The organism is Pseudomonas sp. GW821-FHT09H03 (assembly GCF_059415945.1).
The window spans coordinates 54,561-73,484 of the sequence record NZ_JBWKOF010000020.1 but is presented as its reverse complement, the minus strand read 5'-3'; the positions used below and the strand labels follow the sequence as shown (position 1 = coordinate 73,484).

The following is an 18,924-nucleotide window of genomic DNA, read 5'->3' as shown; positions in this document are numbered from 1 at the left end:
CTCACTGACAAATACTGACCAACCCATTAGGCTGCCGGAATAACTTCTGGCCTGGAATATCCGATGCCCCCTGTCTACCGCCTGGCGCTGCCAGCATTGTGCCTGTCGTTGATCCTGCCTTGCGCTTTTTCCGTCGAGGCGGCCGATCCGCTGCCTGCCGAGCAAAAGCCCGCAGAAGAAAAACCACTCGAACGTCAGCCGCTGCCAGAGCGTAGCCAGGAAGAGGCAACAGCACTTGAGCGGAAAATACCGACTCAGGAGCAGCAGCAGTTACAAGCAGGCAGCGACACATTTCTGGCCCTGTGGAAGCCGGCCAATACCGCCGATGCCAAAGGCGCGGTGATAATCATCCCGGGCGCTGGTGAAACAGTCGACTGGCCGCAGGCAATCGGTCCATTGCGGCGTAAATTGCCGGATGCCGACTGGAGCAGCCTCAGTATCACCTTGCCCGACCTGCAAAGCGATGCCATTGCGCCAAGAGTCGCTGAAGTGGCACCCGTGGTGAAGACACCCGAGAGCGCCAGCAAAGACTCGACCACCGCTGCGCCTATCGAACAGGCAGCCGGCGGCGAGGCGGATGTAGTCGACAAGCCAACGATCGAAACTCCCGAGGAACACACAAAGGCCGATGCCGAACGAATTTTCACCCGGATCGACGCCGCTATCGCATTCGCCGAACAACAGAGTGCTCGCAGCATCGTAGTGCTGGGGCACGGTACGGGTGCCTACTGGACTGCACGCTATCTGAGCGAGAGGCAACCACCACAGATCGAAAAATTCATCATGGTCGCCGCTCAAACGCCCGCGCAGGCAAAACCCGAACTGGATGAACTCGCGCCCACATTGAAGTTGCCCACTGCTGACATCTTCTATATGGACAAGCCGGCTGATCGCAACGCGGCGCTCGCCCGCCTGCAGGCCAGCAAACGCGTGAAGACGACGGCGTTCAGTCAGGTCGCGCTCAAGGCAATCCCCGGTGACAACAAGGCGCAGCAGGAACAACTGGTGCGCCGGGTGCGGGGCTGGTTGAATCCGCAGAATGCGGCAGACTGACAGACCGGGTCGTCCTCATCGCGGGCAAGCCACGCTCCCACAGGATTTGAGTCGCATGCAACTTTTGTGATCGACATAAAACCTGTGGGAGCGTGGCTTGCCCGCGAAGAAGGCAGCACAAACAACACTTCAGCCCGGGTCAGCGGAAATCCCGCCGCTGCCGAATCAATGTGTAGGCGTTATGCAGCTCACGAGTCTTGTCAGTAGCCTCGCGAACCTGCATTGCCGTAGCGCCACTGCCGGCAATCTTGTCTGGGTGATGGCGACTGAGCAGGCGCCGATAGGCACGTTTGATCTGCGCCGGCTCACTGGTGGCCGAAACCCCCAATAGCCGCAACGCATCCTGATAGGTCGCGGTGCTGTTGCCTAACGGGCGCTTCTGCGGCTCATAATCGCGAGCCAGCGCCTGCACCTGCCAGTCATCCCAGCCCAGCCACTTGCCCCACTGGGAGATCAGTTCGAGCTCGTTGCCACCCGCACGACCGTCAGCCCAAATCATCCGCCAGCAGGCGCGCAGTACGCCTTCGGCCGCGTGGGGCTGGGCCCCCAAGCGACGCAGATAACTGCGAAGCCGATCGCGGCCCGACTTGCCACGGTTGAATGCGGCAATCGCCCGACGCTGGGCCGATTCGGACATCTCCAGGGAGCGCATTTCCGCACGCGCCTGCTGGATATGTCCGCCCAGCACCCGTCCGTCACACTTGGCCAGGCGTCCCAGTAAAACGAACAGCAGCTCATCGTTGCGCAGCATCGGGCGACCGCCCAGCTTTTCCCGCAAATGCCCCCAGCTCTGCAGGTTCAAGCGCCGATCCAGCGCCTGTCCCAACAACGCGCCGAGCATGGCCCCCGGAATACTGGCGATGGCAAAGCCCGCTCCGGCTCCAATCAGAGTCCCTGGCCACAACATGTCAGCGGCTCGCTTCTAGCAATGCTTCGACTTCAGCCAGACGTTCGTGAGTACCGACATCAACCCAATGCCCCTTCAATCGCTCTCCCGTCACTTGCCCATCCGCCATGGCTTTGCGCAAAAGCGGCGCGAGCTTGAAGGCACCGGCCGCACAGCCATCGAACAACTGTGGGTGCAGTACCGCGATCCCACTGTAGGTCAGGGTAGCGGCTTGTGGTTGACCGTCACTCACCTGGGTACCAATCAGGCTGAAATCTCCGCCCGGATGATGGGCCGGGTTGTCGGCCAGCACCAGGTGAGCCAGGCCGCTGATAGGCTGATGCAGCACACTGAAATCGTAATCGGTCCAGACATCACCGTTGACCACCAGAAAGGCTTCGTCGCCCAACAGCGCCAAGGCGCGGAAAATCCCGCCACCGGTTTCCAGTGGCTCACCTTCGGCCGAGTACTGAATGCTCACCCCGAAACGCGAGCCATCGCCCAGATAGTCTTCGATCTGCTGACCGAGCCATGCATGGTTGATGACGATCTCGGTAAACCCGGCAGCGGCCAGCGCGCGCAGGTGATATTCGATCAAGGGCACGCCGCCCGCGCGTACCAGCGGTTTTGGCGTAGTGAGCGTCAGCGGACGCATGCGCTCGCCTTTGCCCGCAGCCAGAATTATTGCCTTCATGCATTCGCTCCAGCACGCAGACTCGTCAGCAGTTCACCCAACGCGGCCAGTTCAGGACGGCGGGCGACCACTGCTTCTATGTAAGCGAAGAAACGCGGCACGTCACCCAGATAACGCGGCTTGCCGTCGCGATGGCAGATGCGGGCAAAGATACCGATGACCTTCAGATGGCGCTGCACACCCATCAGGTCGCTGGCACGCAGGAATTCCTCGAAATCCGGTTGCACGGGAATGCCCAGAGCGCCCGCCTGCTGCCAGTAAAGCTGGAGCCAGCCGCGCACACGCTCTTCTGGCCAACTGAGGAAGGCGTCCTTGAACAGGCAGGTCACGTCGTAGGTGACCGGTCCATACACCGCGTCCTGGAAGTCCAGCACCCCTGGGTTCGGCTCACTGAGCATCAGGTTGCGCGGCATGTAGTCGCGATGCACCAGGACTTTGGGTTGGACCAGGGCGCTGTCGATCAGCAGGTCGCTGACCTGTTGCCACAAGGCCTGCTGTGCCGAATCGAGCTCGATTCCCAGTTCGCGCTTCACGTACCACTCGGGAAACAACTCAAGCTCGCGACGCAACAGTGCCACGTCGTAGCTCGGCAGCGGCGCCACCATCGGCAACTGCTGGAAAGCCAGCAGCGCTTGCAGGGCATCCTTGAACAAATCGTCGGCGTTTTCGCTGTCGATTACATCCAGATAAGTCTTATTGCCCAGGTCATTGAGCAAAAGAAAACCGCGTTCGAGGTCTTCAGCATAAATTTTTGGCACATTTATTCCGGATTTCGCCAGCAAAAAAGCGATATCCACGAAAGGTTTGCAGTTCTCCTGGGGCGGAGGGGCATCCATGACGACAAAACTTCTGCCTGCGCCTTCCCAGCGGAAGTACCGCCGAAAACTTGCGTCGCTGCTGGCCGCGGTCAGTGTGGCCGGGGGTACGCTCCCCCAACCCTGTGCCGCGTAAAGGTTTGCCAGCTGTTCGTCGAGCCAAACTTTCAGGTGTTGCAAACGTACATCTTGGTCAGGCATTGCAAGGGTCTCCGACGGCGCTAGCCGTCAAGCGGGTCATGCTTTATTATCCAGCATCTTTTTCAGACCATCGAGAGGCGTGCGGCCCACACCGCGGGCAGATGGCACGCAGGAAGCCCGGACTAATAAGATGGCATTGAAATCCCCCGCGTTTCGTAAAAAATTTCCGTTGCTGGTAACCGGCAGTTTGCTGGCACTGCAACCCCTCGCCACTTCGTTCGTCGTCGCCGCGGAACAGTATGACTGCTCCGTCTCGGCTTCGGGTGCCTGGAATTGCGCGCCGAAGACGTCGGCAGCTGCTTTGCCGCCACGTCCCGTGCATGACGGCAGTGCAGTCTCCGCAACCGGCGAGGCCCCAGCTGCCGAGAGCGGTTCCGGCGAAGCAACAGTCGCCAAGACGGCGCTGGTCACCGAAGCCAAGGGCCGTGGCCTGAAGTCGCGTAGCGAAGACTACAGTCACCTCGACTGGGTTCCCCGCGATAAGCTCACCGCAGCACAATTGGCCGAAACCGGTCCTTATTGCTCTGGTTCCTATATCGAGCCGATTCGTCCTGGCATGAGCGACAAGACGAATAAAAGTGACGCACCGACCTTCATCGGCGCCAAGGCTTCGCGCTACAACACCGAAAACCAGGTCGGCACGCTGGCCGGTGACGTGGTGTTGCGTCAGGGCAGCATGCAGGTCGAATCCGACGAGGCCAGCCTGTATCAGGCCGAGAGCCGCGCCGAACTCAATGGTGACGTACGCATCCGCGACAACGGCGCCCTGATCGTCGGCGACCACGCCGATGTGCAGCTCGACACCGGTGAAGCCAAAGTCGACAACGCCGAATACGTGATGCACAAGTCCCGTATCCGCGGCAACGCGCTGTACGCCAAACGTGCGGAAAACGCGATCATCCGTCTCAAGGACGGTACGTACACCACCTGCGAACCGAACAGCAACGCCTGGCAGCTCAAGGGCAACAACATCACCCTGAACCCGGCCACCGGCTTCGGTACCGCGACCAACGTGACACTGCGGGTCAAGGACATTCCGATCCTGTACACGCCGTACATTTACTTCCCGATCGACGACCGTCGCCAGTCCGGCTTCCTGCCGCCGACCATTGGTACCGGCAGCGATACCGGCTTCATGCTGGTTACGCCGTATTACTTCAACCTGGCGCCGAACTACGATGCCACGTTGTATCCACGCTACATGTCCGATCGCGGCCTGTTGATGGAAGGCGAGTTCCGCTACCTGACCAAATCCAGCGAAGGTCAGTTCGGTGCGGCGTACCTCAGCGACGAGAACGACGATCGCAAGCTGCAGAGCGATTACCAGAAAGACCGCTACATGTATAACTGGCAGCACAAGGGTGGCCTCGACTCGCGGACCCTCGCGCAGGTCGACTACACCGAAATCAGCGATCCGTATTACTTCCAGGATCTGCAGACTGACCAGATTGGCGTGAAAAGCGCTGACTACGTGAACCAGCAAGGCTCCATCACCTACCGTGGTGACAGCTACACCGCTCGCCTGAATGCCCATGCCTATGAGCTGGCAAGCGTTTCCAACATCACGCCGTATGACCGGTTGCCGCAGATCACCTTCGATGGTGCGCTGCCGTATCATCCGGGTGGTCTCGATTTCACGTACAACACTGAACTCGTACGGTTCGACCGGGATCTGCAAAACGGCAGTTTCACCGATGAAGACGGTAATGTGGCACCCCGCCTTGATACCAACGTCGTCGGCCTGGCGCGCGCAAACGGCGACCGCCTGAACCTTGCACCTGTGGTCAGCCTGCCGCTGAACTGGACTTATGGGTTCCTCAAGCCGTCGCTCAAGTACCAATACACTCAGTACCAACTGGACCTGGACAGTCAAGGCAAAGCCTTTATCGACGGTCAGACTCCAGAACAGGACAAGCTCCTGGGGACTTTCGACAGTAATCAGAACCGTGCGGTGCCGATCGCCAGCGTCGACAGCGGCCTGTACTTCGATCGCAACACCCAATGGTTCGGCAAGAACTACCGCCAGACTCTCGAACCACGCCTGTTCTACCTCTACGTACCAGAGGAAGACCAGGAAGACATCCCGGTATTCGATACCAGCGAATACACCTTCAACTATGCGTCGCTGTTCCGTGACAACCGCTTCTCCGGTGCCGACCGTGTCGGCGACGAGAACAAGCTGTCCCTGGGCGTGACCAGCCGCTGGATCGAAGACGATGGCTTCGAGCGTCAACGCGTCAGCGTCGGCCAGGCCTTGTACTTCAAGGATCGCGAAGTCCAGTTGCCGGGCATCGATGCCAAGACCCGTGAAGATGCGCATTCCGACGTTTCGCCTTACGCACTGGAATACGAGTACCGCTGGAACCGCGACTGGCGCACCACGGCCGACTACAACTGGGACCCGGACAGCCGCAGCCCTCGCTCGGGCAGCGCGATGTTCCACTACCAGCCTGAAGACAATCCGAACAAGGTCATCAACGCCGGCTATCGCTATCGTAATGACCAGGTCCGTTACGACCAGAACACTGGTAAATGGACCGTCGGTGGCGGTGACTACGGCACTCCAGGCCAGCCTGGCTACGTGAAGGATTACTACAAGATCGTACAGCACGATTTCTCGGTGATCTGGCCGATCGTGCAACAATGGAACCTCATCAGCCGCTGGCAGTATGACTACAACCAAAACCGTACCCTGGAAGCCTTCGGTGGTTTCGAGTACGACAACTGCTGCTGGAAACTGCGCCTGATCAACCGTTACTGGGTTTCCTATGACGAATTCAGTCAGGAAGCACCTGAAAACGAAAAAGGCGACCATGGCGTCTTCCTCCAAATTGTTCTGAAGGGACTCGGCGGCCTTACCGGCTCCAAAGTAGAGAGCTTCCTCGACAAAGGCATTCAAGGTTATCGTGAACGTGAAGACCAAGCTTTCTGATTGTCTGCGCCCGCTGATGCTGGGCGCGCTGTTCCTGAGTACTGCGGCGAGCGCCGCAGTGCAGTCCATCGACAAAGTGGTGGCCATCGTCGACAACGACGTGGTCATGCAGAGCCAACTGGACCGTCGGGTCAATGAAGTTCAGCAAACCATTGCCAAGCGTGGTTCTGCCGTGCCGCCAGCCAGCGTGCTGGAGCAGCAGGTACTTGAGCGTCTGATCGTCGAAAACCTGCAATTGCAGATCGGCGAGCGCTCCGGCATCCGCATTACCGACGAAGAGCTGAACCAGGCTGTCGGCACCATCGCCCAGCGCAACAACATGTCGATCGAACAGTTCCGCGCAGCCCTGGCTCACGATGGCCTGTCTTACGACGACGCACGTGAGCAGATTCGTCGCGAAATGGTGATCAGCCGTGTCCGTCAGCGCCGCGTCGCCGAACGCATCCAGGTCTCCGAGCAGGAAGTGAAGAACTTCCTGGCTTCCGACCTTGGCAAAATGCAGCTGTCCGAAGAGTTCCGCCTGGCCAACATCCTGATTCCCACGCCGGAAAGCGCCAATTCCGAAGCGATTCAGAATGCTGCCAGACAGGCCGACGCGGTTTACCAGCAGCTCAAGCAAGGTGCTGACTTTGCTCAACTGGCCATTGCCAAGTCCGCCAGCGAAACCGCACTGGAAGGCGGCGACATGGGCTGGCGTAAAGCCGCTCAACTGCCACCTCCGTTCGATCGCCTGCTCAGCAGCATGACCGTTGGCGACGTGACCCAGCCTATGCGCACCCCGGGGGGCTTCATTATCCTGAAGATCCTCGACAAGCGTGGCGGCGAAACCCAGATGCGCGATGAAGTGCATGTGCGTCACATCCTGGTCAAGCCAAGCCCGATTCGCGACGAAGCAAAAACCAAGGCGCTGGCCGATTCGCTCTATACCCGTATCGAATCGGGTGAAGACTTCGGCGAGCTGGCGAAAAGCTACTCGGAAGATCCGGGATCTGCCCTCAACGGCGGTGACCTGAACTGGATCGACCCGAACGCATTGGTGCCCGAGTTCCGCGAAGTGATGGCCAAGACCCCTCAAGGTCAGCTGTCGCGCCCTTTCCAGACTCAATACGGCTGGCATGTTCTGGAAGTCCTTGGCCGTCGCGCCACCGACAGCACCGCCCAGGCTCGCGAGCAACAGGCGATGACCGTACTGCGTAACCGCAAATACGACGAAGAACTGCAAACCTGGCTGCGTCAGATCCGTGACGAAGCGTACGTAGAAATCAAACTCCCTGGCGCAGACCAGGCAGCGCAGTGAAACCCCAACGTTTCGCGCTGACACCCGGCGAACCAGCCGGCATAGGTCCCGACCTGTGCCTGCTGCTCGCCTCGCAAGCCCAGCCATACCCCCTTATTGCCATTACCAGCCGTGACCTGCTCTCCGAGCGGGCCACGCAGTTGGGCGTGGCTGTCGATTTGTTGCCAGTGACCCCGGACAACTGGCCGGATGCACCGGCGCCAGCCAACAGCCTGTACGTCTGGGATACCCCGCTCAACGCCAGGGTCACAGCCGGACAACTGGACAAGGCCAATGCCGCGTTCGTCCTGGAAACCCTCACCCGGGCCGGCCAGGGCTGCCTGGACGGGCATTTCGCCGGCATGATCACTGCCCCCGTGCACAAGGGCGTGATCAACGAGTCGGGGATCGCTTTTTCCGGACACACGGAATTTCTCGCCGACCTGACCCATACCGCACAAGTGGTAATGATGCTGGCTACACGCGGATTGCGTGTAGCCCTGGTGACCACCCACCTGCCCCTGCGCGAGATTGCCGATGCGATCACGCCGCTGCGTCTGGAGCAAGTCACACGCATCCTGCATGCCGATCTGCAAAACAAGTTCGGCATCGCCCGGCCGCGCATCCTGGTCTGCGGGCTCAACCCCCACGCCGGTGAAGGCGGACACCTGGGCCATGAAGAAATCGATATCATCGAACCCACATTAGAGCGCCTGCGCAGCGAGGGAATGGACCTTCGTGGCCCCCTGCCCGCCGACACTCTGTTTACCCCCAAATATCTGGAGCACTGCGACGCAGTGCTGGCGATGTACCATGACCAGGGCTTGCCGGTGCTGAAGTACAAAGGCTTCGGCGCGGCAGTCAACGTGACCCTCGGCTTGCCGATCATCCGCACCTCGGTCGACCATGGCACCGCCCTGGACCTGGCCGGCAGCGGCAAGATCGACACCGGCAGCCTGCAAGTCGCCCTGGAAACCGCCTACCAGATGGCCGAGACCCGTTTATGACCGAGCAATACCAACACAAGGCGCGCAAACGCTTTGGCCAGAACTTCCTGCACGATGCCGGCGTTATCGACCGCATCCTGCGCTCCATCCATGCCAAGGCCGAAGACCGCTTGCTGGAAATCGGCCCTGGCCAGGGTGCACTGACCCAAGGCCTGCTCAGCAGCGGCGCCCAGCTCGACGTGGTGGAACTGGACAAGGACCTGATCCCGATCCTCAACCAGCAGTTTGCCGGCAGAAGCAACTTCAACCTGCATCAGGGTGATGCGCTGAAGTTCGACTTCAACAGCCTGAATGCTGCGCCGGGCAGCCTGCGCGTGGTCGGCAACCTGCCGTACAACATCTCGACGCCGCTGATTTTTCACCTGCTGCACAACTCGCACCTGATTCGCGACATGCACTTCATGCTGCAAAAGGAAGTGGTCGAGCGCTTGGCGGCAGGTCCCGGCGGCGGCGATTGGGGCCGGTTGTCGATCATGGTCCAGTACCACTGCCGGGTCGAGCATCTGTTCAACGTTGGGCCGGGGGCGTTCAACCCGCCACCAAAAGTCGATTCAGCCATCGTGCGCCTGGTGCCTCACGCGGTACTGCCGCATCCAGCCAAGGATCACCGCCTGCTGGAGCGCGTCGTGCGCGAAGCGTTCAACCAGCGTCGCAAAACCCTGCGTAACACGCTCAAGCTGCTGCTGAGCAACGACGAGATCACTGCCGCCGGTGTCGACGGCAGTCTGCGCCCGGAGCAACTCGACCTGGCTGCCTTTGTGCGACTGGCTGACAAGCTCAGCGAACAAGTCGTACAGACGCCTGCCGCAGACTGACAGGCGATGAGCGCTATCGGGTAGGACGCCACTCTGGTTTACTACCCGATACTTGGCCTAGACTGAATCCATCAGCTTCGCCCCGCGTCCCGCTTCGTTTTTAAGGCCCCTTGCATGTCCGATCCTCGCTATCAGGTCGACGTCAGCGTCGTCACCCGCTATCTGGCAGAACAATCGCAACCCGAGCACGAACGCTTTGCCTTCGCCTACACCATTACCGTGCAAAACAATGGCCTGGTCCCCGCCCAGCTGCTGTCGCGGCATTGGGTAATCACCGATGGTGACGGGCATGTCGAAGAAGTGCGCGGTGCAGGCGTGGTTGGCCAACAGCCGTTGATCGAGCCTGGCAAAAGCCACACCTACAGCAGCGGCACTGTGATGACCTCCAAAGTCGGCACGATGCAAGGCACCTATCAGATGCTGGCCGACGATGGCAAACATTTCGACGCCATCATCGCGCCCTTTCGCCTGGCGGTGCCCGGAGCCTTGCACTGATGGCAACTTACGCGGTCGGCGATCTGCAAGGCTGCCTGCAAGCACTGCAATGCCTGCTCAAGCAAGTCGACTTCGATCCACAACGGGATCGACTCTGGCTGGTGGGCGACCTGGTCAACCGCGGCCCGCAATCGCTGGAAACCCTGCGCTTCCTCTATAGCATCCGCGAATCGCTGGTGTGCGTGCTGGGCAATCACGACTTGCACCTGCTGGCCGCCGGTCGCAACATCGAACGACTGAAAAAGTCGGATACCCTGCGCGAGATTATCGAAGCCCCGGATTGCACCGAGCTGCTCGAATGGCTGCGCCAGCAAAAGCTCATGCACTACGACGAGCAACGAAATGTGGCCCTGGTCCATGCCGGTATTCCACCCCAGTGGTCGCTGCGCAAAGCCCTGAAGCTTGCAGCCGAAGTCGAGACTGCATTGCGCGACGACAACTTGCTGCCGCTTTATCTCGACGGGATGTACGGCAACGACCCGGCGAAATGGGACAGCGACCTCAAAGGCGTGACGCGCCTGCGTGTAATCACCAACTATTTCACGCGCATGCGCTTCTGCACCGCCGAAGGCAAGCTTGACCTCAAAAGCAAAGAAGGCCTCGGCACTGCACCACCCGGCTACAAGCCCTGGTTCCATCACCTGGAACGCAAGACCAAAGACCTGAAAATCATCTTTGGCCATTGGGCCGCACTGGAAGGCAAGAGTGAGGTGCCGGGCATCCTGGCCCTCGATACCGGTTGCGTCTGGGGCGGAGCCCTGACCCTTATGAATGTCGACAGCCTTGAACGTCTGTCCTGCAAATGCGACGAGCACGGTCACGTCCTGCCGCCAGTCGCCCCGACCATTACCCAAACATCGCCAGCCAGCGCCCCGCGCTAGACTGCCATTCAGCCGAGCCACAGGAGCCCGACATGAGCGAATTCAAACGTATCCCCCCGGAACAGGCCCAGGCCCTGCGCGAGCAAGGCGCGGTGGTCGTTGACGTCCGCGACCCGGCCACTTTTGCCGCCCTGCACATCGCAGGCTCCAGACACCTGGACAACCATTCCCTGCACGCCTTCATTCAGGGCGCCGACCTCGACGCACCGACCGTGGTGGTCTGCTATCACGGCAACTCCAGTCAGGGTGCTGCCGCCTACCTGATCAGCCAGGGCTTTTCCGATGTCTACAGCATGGATGGCGGTTTCGAGCTGTGGCGCACGACCTATCCTGCGGAAACGGCGCAAGGCACCTCTGAATAATTTTTTTGTAACCTTGCAAGCCCCGGCCTCCGTGGGCTTGCGCGGAGGCAGACGAACGGTCTGCCACAGTTAATTACGTATCTCACCTTTACCTCCCGAATTCCCAACTATCCTTAAGCGCAGGCCATCCAAAACAGGGGAGAGCCGGTACACCGGCGCACGGGTCATCGGGAGTAGCTTTCGGAGTCGTCAGCTCCGGGAGAGTTCTGGGGGGTAAACAGCAATCGCCTGTTCGATTGCTGCCAGCATCGACTGAATGATCCGGCGTCGGCTCCACGTATCGAGCGAGGTGACGTCATGAGTATCTTTAGCCACTTCCAACAACGCTTCGAGTCCACACGCCAGGAAGAACTCTCTCTGCAAGAGTATCTTGAGCTGTGCAAAAACGACCGCAGCGCCTACGTTTCCGCCGCCGAGCGTCTGCTGCTGGCCATCGGAGAACCTGAACTGCTCGACACCTCGACCAACTCGAGGCTGTCGCGAATCTTCTCCAACAAGGTGATTCGTCGCTATCCGGCCTTTGAAGACTTCCACGGGATGGAAGAATGCATCGACCAGATCGTCTCGTATTTCCGCCATGCCGCTCAGGGCCTGGAGGAAAAGAAACAGATTCTTTACCTGCTCGGTCCTGTCGGTGGTGGTAAATCGTCCCTGGCCGAAAAGCTCAAACAATTGATCGAAAAAGTGCCCTTCTACGCGATCAAGGGCTCGCCGGTATTCGAATCGCCCCTGGGTCTGTTCAACGCCACCGAAGATGGCGCGATCCTCGAGGAAGACTTCGGCATTCCGCGGCGCTACCTCAACACCATCATGTCGCCATGGGCCACTAAACGCCTGGCCGAGTTCGGTGGCGACATCAGCCAGTTCCGCGTAGTCAAACTCTACCCGTCGATTCTTAACCAGATCGCCGTGGCCAAGACCGAACCGGGAGACGAAAACAACCAGGACATCTCGGCGCTGGTCGGTAAGGTCGATATCCGCAAACTGGAAGAATATCCACAGAATGACGCCGACGCTTATAGCTACTCGGGGGCCCTGTGCCGGGCCAACCAGGGCTTGATGGAATTCGTCGAAATGTTCAAGGCGCCGATCAAGGTGCTGCACCCACTGCTGACCGCCACCCAGGAAGGCAACTACAACAGTACCGAAGGCCTCGGCGCGATTCCGTTCACCGGGATCCTGTTGGCCCACTCCAACGAATCGGAATGGCACACCTTCCGCAACAACAAGAACAACGAAGCCTTCATCGACCGGATCTACATCGTCAAAGTGCCGTACTGCCTGCGGGTCAGCGACGAAGTGAAAATCTACGACAAGCTTCTGTTCAACAGCTCCCTGGCCAAGGCCCATTGCGCACCCGACACCCTGAAGATGCTGGCCCAGTTCACTGTGCTCTCGCGCCTCAAGGAGCCAGAAAATTCCAACATCTATTCGAAGATGCGCGTGTACGACGGCGAGAACCTCAAGGACACCGATCCGAAGGCCAAGTCGATCCAGGAATACCGCGATAACGCAGGGGTCGACGAGGGCATGAACGGCCTCTCCACCCGTTTCGCGTTCAAGATTCTGTCGAAGGTCTTCAACTTCGATCCACACGAAATCGCCGCCAACCCGGTGCACCTGCTCTACGTGCTGGAACAGCAGATCGAACAGGAACAGTTCCAGGCCGAAACCCGCGAACGCTATCTGCGCTTCCTCAAGGAGTACCTGGCACCGCGCTACATCGAATTCATCGGCAAGGAGATCCAGACCGCCTACCTCGAGTCTTATAGCGAGTACGGCCAGAACATCTTCGATCGCTATGTGCTGTACGCCGACTTCTGGATCCAGGACCAGGAATACCGCGACCCGGAAACCGGCGAGATCCTCAACCGCGTAGCGCTGAACGAAGAACTGGAGAAAATCGAAAAACCGGCCGGCATCAGCAATCCGAAGGATTTCCGCAACGAAATCGTCAACTTCGTCTTGCGCGCCCGGGCCAACAACAACGGCAAGAACCCAACCTGGCTCAGCTACGAAAAACTGCGGGTGGTCATCGAGAAAAAAATGTTCTCCAACACCGAGGACCTGCTGCCAGTCATCAGTTTCAACGCCAAGGCGAGCAAAGAGGACCAGCAGAAACACAACGACTTCGTTACACGTATGGTCGAACGCGGTTACACCGACAAACAGGTACGGCTGCTGTCCGAGTGGTACTTGAGGGTGAGAAAGTCCCAGTAAGGGAGCTGCAAACGGCACGCGACACTGCAGCAACGAGAACGCGCTGTTTGCGTAATTGTGGCCATATGTCGCGCGCCGCTTGTTTCTGAAGCTTCTGTCTTGCAGCTTGAAGCTTATGACTCGAAGCTCCCCGGAGGGCCTATGAGCTATGTGATCGACCGACGCCTCAATGGCAAGAACAAAAGCACGGTGAACCGTCAGCGGTTTCTGCGGCGTTACCGTGATCACATCAAAAAAGCCGTCGAAGAGGCGGTCAGCCGTCGCTCCATCACGGATATGGAGCACGGCGAGCAAATCAGCATCCCTGGTCGCGACATCGACGAACCGGTGCTTCATCACGGTCGCGGCGGCAAACAGACAGTCGTGCACCCGGGTAACAAGGAGTTCACCAGTGGCGAGCACATCGCGCGCCCACCGGGAGGCGGCGGCGGCCGTGGTCCTGGCAAGGCTGGCAACTCCGGCGAAGGAATGGACGAGTTCGTCTTCCAGATCACCCAGGAAGAATTCCTCGAATTCATGTTCGAAGACCTCGAACTGCCAAACCTGGTCAAGCGCAACCTGACCGGTACCGACACTTTCAAAACCGTACGCGCCGGGATCAGCAACGAAGGCAACCCGTCACGAATCAACATCATCCGCACCCTGCGTTCAGCCCATGCGCGGCGCATCGCACTGTCCGGCAGCAGCCGGGCGAAACTGCGCGAAGCCAAGGAAGAACTTCTGCGACTAAAGCAGGAAGAGCCGGACAACTTCGGTGATATTCAGGAAATCGAAGCAGAAATCGAAAAACTCAGCGCGCGCATTCATCGCGTGCCGTTTCTCGATACTTTCGACCTCAAGTACAACCTGCTGATCAAGCAGCCCAACCCCAGCTCCAAGGCCGTGATGTTCTGCCTGATGGATGTCTCCGGGTCGATGACCCAGGCGACCAAGGACATCGCCAAGCGCTTCTTCATCCTGCTGTACCTGTTCCTCAAGCGAAATTACGACAAGATCGATGTCGTGTTCATCCGCCATCACACCAGCGCCCGCGAAGTGGATGAGGAAGAGTTTTTCTACTCCCGCGAGACCGGCGGGACCATTGTGTCCAGCGCCTTGAAACTGATGCAGGAGATCATGGCCGAGCGTTATCCGAGCAATGAGTGGAACATCTACGCTGCCCAGGCTTCCGACGGCGACAACTGGAACGACGACTCACCGATCTGCCGCGACATCCTGATCAACCAGATCATGCCGTTCGTCCAGTACTACACTTACGTTGAGATTACCCCGCGCGAACATCAGGCCCTGTGGTTCGAATACGAGCGCATCGCCGAAGCGTTCTCCGACACCTTTGCCCAGCAACAACTGGTCTCGGCCGGGGATATCTATCCGGTCTTCCGTGAACTCTTCCAGCGCAGGTTAGTGACATGACCGCCAAAGAGCAGAAGCGCCAACCCATTTCCACCGGCTCAGAATGGACATTCGAGCTGATCCAGGCCTATGACCGCGAAATCAGTCGTATTGCGGCGGGCTACGCCCTCGATACCTACCCTAACCAGATCGAGGTGATCACCGCCGAGCAGATGATGGACGCCTATGCCTCCGTCGGCATGCCTCTGGGTTATCACCACTGGTCCTATGGCAAACACTTCCTCAGCACCGAAAAGTCCTACAGTCGCGGCCAGATGGGCCTGGCGTACGAAATCGTGATCAACTCCGACCCGTGCATTGCCTACCTGATGGAAGAAAACACCATCTGCATGCAAGCATTGGTCGTCGCCCACGCCTGCTACGGCCATAACAGCTTTTTCAAAGGCAATTACCTGTTCCGTACCTGGACCGATGCCAGTTCGATCATCGATTACCTGGTATTTGCCAAGCAGTACATCATGCAATGCGAGGAGCGCCACGGCATCGACGCGGTCGAGGACTTGCTGGATTCCTGCCACGCCTTGATGAACTACGGGGTCGACCGCTACAAGCGCCCCTATCCGATTTCTGCCGAAGAGGAACGCCGCCGGCAGAAGGATCGGGAAGAGCACATGCAGAAACAGATCAATGATCTGTGGCGTACCATCCCCAAAGGCGCGGACAAATACAGCGACAAGGACAACGCACGCTTCCCCGCTGAACCCCAGGAAAACATCCTGTACTTCATTGAAAAACACGCGCCGTTGCTGGAGCCCTGGCAGCGGGAAATCGTCAGGATCGTGCGCAAGATCGCCCAGTATTTTTACCCTCAACGCCAGACCCAGGTGATGAACGAGGGCTGGGCAACGTTCTGGCACTACACGCTGATGAACGATTTGTACGACGAGGGCCTGGTCACCGACGGCTTCATGATGGAGTTCCTGACGTCCCACACCAGCGTGGTGTTCCAGCCCGGCTTCGACAGCCCCTATTACAGTGGCATCAACCCCTACGCCCTGGGTTTTGCCATGTACCGGGACATTCGGCGCATGTGCGAAGAGCCAACGGAAGAAGACCGCCGCTGGTTCCCGGACATCGCGGGCACCGACTGGTTGGCAGCCATCAAGTTCGCCATGAGCAGCTTCAAGGACGAGAGCTTCATCCTGCAGTACCTTTCGCCCAAGGTGATCCGCGACCTCAAGCTGTTCAGCATTCTCGATGACGACCAGAAGGATGACTTGCTGGTGCCGGCCATTCACGATGAAGGCGGCTACCGCATCATTCGTGAAACCCTGGCCGCGCAGTACAACCTGGGCAACCGCGAGCCGAACGTGCAGATCTACAGCATCGATCGTCGCGGCGATCGCTCCCTGACCTTGCGCCACCAGCAGCACGACCGCAAACCCCTGGGAGAGTCCACCGAGGAAGTACTCAAACACCTGCACCGCCTCTGGGGCTTCGACATTCACCTGGAGACCCTGCAAGGCGACCAGGTCATGAAAACCCACCATGTACCACCCAGAAACGAGCATAGCGAAGGCGATTACGGCCGGCTGGACCTGGCCGTCATTCATCTTTGATCAGGTTTGCGCCTCCGAAAGCCCGACGCAACGGTTATCCTGTCGAGCTAACGGAGGTTTTTTATGCAGATTTATAAAGTCGGCGGCGCCGTACGTGATCGCCTGCTGGGCAAACCCGTCACCGATATCGATTGGGTAGTGGTCGGTGCTACCACCGATGAAATGCTCGCCAAGGGCTTTCGTCCAGTGGGTGCGGACTTCCCGGTATTTCTTCATCCCAAAAGCGGTGAGGAATACGCCCTGGCCCGTACCGAACGCAAAAGCGGACGCGGTTACGGCGGCTTTACCTTTCATGCCAGCCCCGAAGTGACTCTGGAAGAAGACCTGATTCGCCGCGACCTGACGATTAACGCCATGGCCGAAGACGATCAACAGAACCTGACCGATCCTTATCATGGTCAGCGTGATCTGGAAGCTCGCGTGCTGCGCCACGTTTCCCCGGCATTCGCCGAAGATCCGCTCAGGGTTCTGCGTGTAGCCCGCTTCGCCGCGCGTTATGCCGGACTGGGATTCACCGTCGCCCCAGAAACCCTGGAGCTTATGCGCCAGCTCAGCGAATCCGGCGAACTGGAGGCTTTGACGGCTGAACGCAGCTGGAAGGAAATTTCCCGCGCACTGATGGAAGATCAGCCCCAAGTGTTCATTCGGGTACTGCGCGAATGCGACGCCCTGAAGGTGCTGATGCCCGAAGTGGACGCACTCTTCGGCGTGCCACAACCTGAAGCTCATCACCCGGAAATCGACACCGGCGAGCACATCCTGAACGTCTTGCAGCAAGCCGCACAACACAAACAGCCACTCACCGTGCGCTGGGCCAGCCTGCTGCATGACCTGGGTAAAGGCCTGACGCCAGAGGAAGAATGGCCGCGGCACATCGCCCACGAGTTCAAAGGCCTGAAGCTGATCAAAGCGGTCAACGAACGTTTCAAGGCACCCAGGGATTGCCAGGAACTGGCGCTGCTGGTGGGCGAATATCACACCCACGGGCATCGCGCCCTTGAACTCAAGCCTTCAACGCTGCTTGAGCTGCTGCAAAGCTTCGACGTTTATCGTCGACCGCAACGCTTCGAGGAATTCATTGCCGCGTGCGAAATGGATGCACGTGGACGCAAAGGCCTGGAACAGCGAAGTTATCCACAGGCGGATTATTTGCGTGGGGCAGCGATGGCGGCGCGCAGTGTTGCGGTGCAGCCGCTGCTGGAGAAAGGATTCAAGGGGCCGGAGCTGGGTGAAGCGATCAAGCGTGAACGACTCAAGGCATTGAAGGCTTACAAAGAAGCTGCGTCCGTGTGAAGAGCTTCGCGAGCAAGCCCGCTCCCACAGGTTCAGCGCAAGCCCTGTGGGAACGGGCTTGCTCGCGAAGGCGTCTTGCGACTTACAACAAATTCGAAGGCGTCAACTGCTCCCCACGCCACTCAAACGCCACCGGCGCCAGCACCTGATCAATCTGCGACTCGGCCCACAGCGTGGCGAAACTCTTGCCGACACCAGGATGCACCCGCTCCGGCGCAATCAACGACAAAGGCCACAACACAAAGGCATTTTTCAGAATTTCGGCCCGTGGCAAAACCAAGCCATCGAAATTGCCCACCAGCTCACCGTAGAGCAAAACGTCGATATCCAGCGGCAAACCTCGGCGATCCGGTGCGTAACGACCGTTATCCGCCTCAATGAATTTCAAGCGACGATCCAGCTCCATCAGCGGCAAATCGGTATACGCCGACACCACGAAATTGAAAAACGATCCGCTCTTGATGCCTACCGGCTCACTTTCAAATACTGCCGAGCAGCGGATATCCACCAAAAACGCCGCGAGAGCATCCAGACCTGCCTGCAAATGGGTTTCGCGCTCGATATTGCTACCGAGCCCGAGGAACACCTGAGTCAGCGACATCCGCGCTCGATCTCCACACCTACGCCACCGGTGGCAGCCGGTACGGCGCCGGGCTTGGTCAGCTTGAGACGCACCCAGGTGATGCTGAATTCACTCATCAACACCTCGACCAGACGCTCGGCAAATGTCTCGACCAACTGAAATTGCGCCTGCTCGGCAAAAGCCTGGATACGTGAGGACACGCTGGCGTAGTCAAGCGCCAGGGTCAGGTCATCACCGGCGGCGGCCGGGCGATTATCCCACGCGAAGCTCAAATCCAGACGCAAGCACTGCCGGATGCCTCGCTCCCAGTCGTAGGCACCAATTACCGTGTCGACTTCCAGGCCCTTGATAAACACTCTGTCCAAGCACTTCTCTCCGCTACACGACAAGGGCGCAATGCGCCGTTAGAATCAGGGCGTCCCCGCCCGGAATAGTTAGC

The 18,924-nt window shown here is 59.0% G+C and carries 17 protein-coding genes; 12 read left to right on the top strand and 5 right to left on the bottom strand.

Annotated features, from left to right (window positions below; genetic code table 11):
- The first annotated feature begins 63 nt into the window (after nt 1–63).
- On the top strand, nt 64–1,053 hold the full coding sequence (locus tag AC07OG_RS23615) for an alpha/beta hydrolase family protein (protein ID WP_495068237.1): 990 nt from the start codon (nt 64–66) through the stop codon (nt 1,051–1,053).
- 139 nt (nt 1,054–1,192) lie between these two features.
- On the opposite strand, the gene AC07OG_RS23610 is transcribed toward AC07OG_RS23615, so the two are convergent.
- Genes AC07OG_RS23610 through AC07OG_RS23600 form a run of 3 tightly spaced genes read right to left on the bottom strand, consistent with a single transcriptional unit; the run spans nt 1,193 to nt 3,649 of the window.
- The gene (locus AC07OG_RS23610) at nt 1,193–1,960 is read right to left on the bottom strand and encodes a DnaJ domain-containing protein (protein ID WP_495068236.1); all 768 of its coding nucleotides are present in this window, start codon (nt 1,958–1,960) and stop codon (nt 1,193–1,195) included.
- 1 nt (nt 1,961) lies between these two features.
- Nucleotides 1,962–2,633: an N-acetylmuramate alpha-1-phosphate uridylyltransferase MurU gene (gene murU / locus AC07OG_RS23605; protein WP_495068235.1), complete on the bottom strand. Its 672-nt coding sequence runs from the start codon at nt 2,631–2,633 to the stop codon at nt 1,962–1,964.
- Nucleotides 2,630–3,649: an aminoglycoside phosphotransferase family protein gene (locus tag AC07OG_RS23600; RefSeq protein ID WP_495068234.1), complete on the bottom strand. Its 1,020-nt coding sequence runs from the start codon at nt 3,647–3,649 to the stop codon at nt 2,630–2,632. Before AC07OG_RS23600 ends, murU begins: the two co-directional genes overlap by 4 nt.
- Nucleotides 3,650–3,779: 130 nt before the next feature.
- Between AC07OG_RS23600 and AC07OG_RS23595 the strand changes: the two genes are divergently transcribed.
- The 11 genes from AC07OG_RS23595 (at nt 3,780) to AC07OG_RS23545 (ending at nt 17,902) form a co-directional block, all read left to right on the top strand.
- Complete coding sequence (locus AC07OG_RS23595; protein WP_495068233.1) at nt 3,780–6,581, top strand: LPS-assembly protein LptD; 2,802 nt, start codon at nt 3,780–3,782, stop codon at nt 6,579–6,581.
- Entirely contained in the window at nt 6,556–7,878 is a 1,323-nt protein-coding gene (surA, locus tag AC07OG_RS23590) for a peptidylprolyl isomerase SurA (RefSeq protein ID WP_218423739.1), read from the top strand. The genes AC07OG_RS23595 and surA overlap by 26 nt, the downstream gene beginning before the upstream one ends.
- Nucleotides 7,875–8,864 carry a 4-hydroxythreonine-4-phosphate dehydrogenase PdxA gene (gene pdxA, locus AC07OG_RS23585; RefSeq protein WP_495068232.1) on the top strand — a complete coding sequence of 330 codons (990 nt, stop codon included), beginning with the start codon at nt 7,875–7,877 and terminating at the stop codon, nt 8,862–8,864. Before surA ends, pdxA begins: the two co-directional genes overlap by 4 nt.
- A complete protein-coding gene (gene rsmA / locus AC07OG_RS23580; RefSeq protein WP_060541630.1) occupies nt 8,861–9,679 on the top strand; it encodes a 16S rRNA (adenine(1518)-N(6)/adenine(1519)-N(6))-dimethyltransferase RsmA in 819 nt (272 codons plus the stop codon). Before pdxA ends, rsmA begins: the two co-directional genes overlap by 4 nt.
- Nucleotides 9,680–9,793: 114 nt before the next feature.
- The gene (apaG, locus tag AC07OG_RS23575; RefSeq protein ID WP_060541631.1) at nt 9,794–10,174 is read left to right on the top strand and encodes a Co2+/Mg2+ efflux facilitator ApaG/CorD; all 381 of its coding nucleotides are present in this window, start codon (nt 9,794–9,796) and stop codon (nt 10,172–10,174) included.
- Nucleotides 10,174–11,055, top strand: a complete 882-nt coding sequence (locus AC07OG_RS23570) for a symmetrical bis(5'-nucleosyl)-tetraphosphatase (RefSeq protein WP_218423737.1) — start codon at nt 10,174–10,176, stop codon at nt 11,053–11,055. The genes apaG and AC07OG_RS23570 overlap by 1 nt, the downstream gene beginning before the upstream one ends.
- Nucleotides 11,056–11,087: 32 nt before the next feature.
- Entirely contained in the window at nt 11,088–11,417 is a 330-nt protein-coding gene (gene glpE / locus AC07OG_RS23565; protein WP_060541633.1) for a thiosulfate sulfurtransferase GlpE, read from the top strand.
- A 297-nt stretch (nt 11,418–11,714) separates the two neighbouring features.
- Entirely contained in the window at nt 11,715–13,637 is a 1,923-nt protein-coding gene (locus tag AC07OG_RS23560) for a PrkA family serine protein kinase (protein WP_060541634.1), read from the top strand.
- Between the two features lie 141 nt (nt 13,638–13,778).
- Entirely contained in the window at nt 13,779–15,050 is a 1,272-nt protein-coding gene (locus AC07OG_RS23555; RefSeq protein ID WP_007980218.1) for a YeaH/YhbH family protein, read from the top strand.
- Nucleotides 15,047–16,609: a SpoVR family protein gene (locus tag AC07OG_RS23550; protein ID WP_495068231.1), complete on the top strand. Its 1,563-nt coding sequence runs from the start codon at nt 15,047–15,049 to the stop codon at nt 16,607–16,609. Before AC07OG_RS23555 ends, AC07OG_RS23550 begins: the two co-directional genes overlap by 4 nt.
- A gap of 63 nt (nt 16,610–16,672) precedes the next feature.
- Nucleotides 16,673–17,902 (top strand): multifunctional CCA addition/repair protein, encoded by a 1,230-nt coding sequence (locus AC07OG_RS23545; RefSeq protein ID WP_495068230.1) that lies wholly within the window; start codon nt 16,673–16,675, stop codon nt 17,900–17,902.
- An 82-nt stretch (nt 17,903–17,984) separates the two neighbouring features.
- Here AC07OG_RS23545 and folK read toward each other — a convergent pair whose 3' ends face one another.
- Nucleotides 17,985–18,503 (bottom strand): 2-amino-4-hydroxy-6-hydroxymethyldihydropteridine diphosphokinase, encoded by a 519-nt coding sequence (gene folK, locus AC07OG_RS23540; protein WP_060541637.1) that lies wholly within the window; start codon nt 18,501–18,503, stop codon nt 17,985–17,987.
- Nucleotides 18,494–18,850, bottom strand: a complete 357-nt coding sequence (gene folB, locus AC07OG_RS23535; protein WP_060541638.1) for a dihydroneopterin aldolase — start codon at nt 18,848–18,850, stop codon at nt 18,494–18,496. Before folB ends, folK begins: the two co-directional genes overlap by 10 nt.
- Nucleotides 18,851–18,924 lie beyond the last annotated feature (74 nt).

Bases quoted from the DNA above. Each gene is read 5' to 3' on its own strand.
- murU (WP_495068235.1), bottom strand. From the start codon at position 2,633: ATGAAGGCAATAATTCTGGCTGCGGGCAAAGGCGAGCGCATGCGTCCG.
- AC07OG_RS23600 (WP_495068234.1), bottom strand. From the start codon at position 3,649: ATGCCTGACCAAGATGTACGTTTGCAACACCTGAAAGTTTGGCTCGAC.
- AC07OG_RS23560 (WP_060541634.1), top strand. From the start codon at position 11,715: ATGAGTATCTTTAGCCACTTCCAACAACGCTTCGAGTCCACACGCCAG.
- apaG (WP_060541631.1), top strand. From the start codon at position 9,794: ATGTCCGATCCTCGCTATCAGGTCGACGTCAGCGTCGTCACCCGCTAT.
- AC07OG_RS23555 (WP_007980218.1), top strand. From the start codon at position 13,779: ATGAGCTATGTGATCGACCGACGCCTCAATGGCAAGAACAAAAGCACG.
- AC07OG_RS23615 (WP_495068237.1), top strand. From the start codon at position 64: ATGCCCCCTGTCTACCGCCTGGCGCTGCCAGCATTGTGCCTGTCGTTG.
- AC07OG_RS23550 (WP_495068231.1), top strand. From the start codon at position 15,047: ATGACCGCCAAAGAGCAGAAGCGCCAACCCATTTCCACCGGCTCAGAA.
- AC07OG_RS23595 (WP_495068233.1), top strand. From the start codon at position 3,780: ATGGCATTGAAATCCCCCGCGTTTCGTAAAAAATTTCCGTTGCTGGTA.
- folK (WP_060541637.1), bottom strand. From the start codon at position 18,503: ATGTCGCTGACTCAGGTGTTCCTCGGGCTCGGTAGCAATATCGAGCGC.
- AC07OG_RS23545 (WP_495068230.1), top strand. From the start codon at position 16,673: ATGCAGATTTATAAAGTCGGCGGCGCCGTACGTGATCGCCTGCTGGGC.
- AC07OG_RS23610 (WP_495068236.1), bottom strand. From the start codon at position 1,960: ATGTTGTGGCCAGGGACTCTGATTGGAGCCGGAGCGGGCTTTGCCATC.
- AC07OG_RS23570 (WP_218423737.1), top strand. From the start codon at position 10,174: ATGGCAACTTACGCGGTCGGCGATCTGCAAGGCTGCCTGCAAGCACTG.
- glpE (WP_060541633.1), top strand. From the start codon at position 11,088: ATGAGCGAATTCAAACGTATCCCCCCGGAACAGGCCCAGGCCCTGCGC.
- rsmA (WP_060541630.1), top strand. From the start codon at position 8,861: ATGACCGAGCAATACCAACACAAGGCGCGCAAACGCTTTGGCCAGAAC.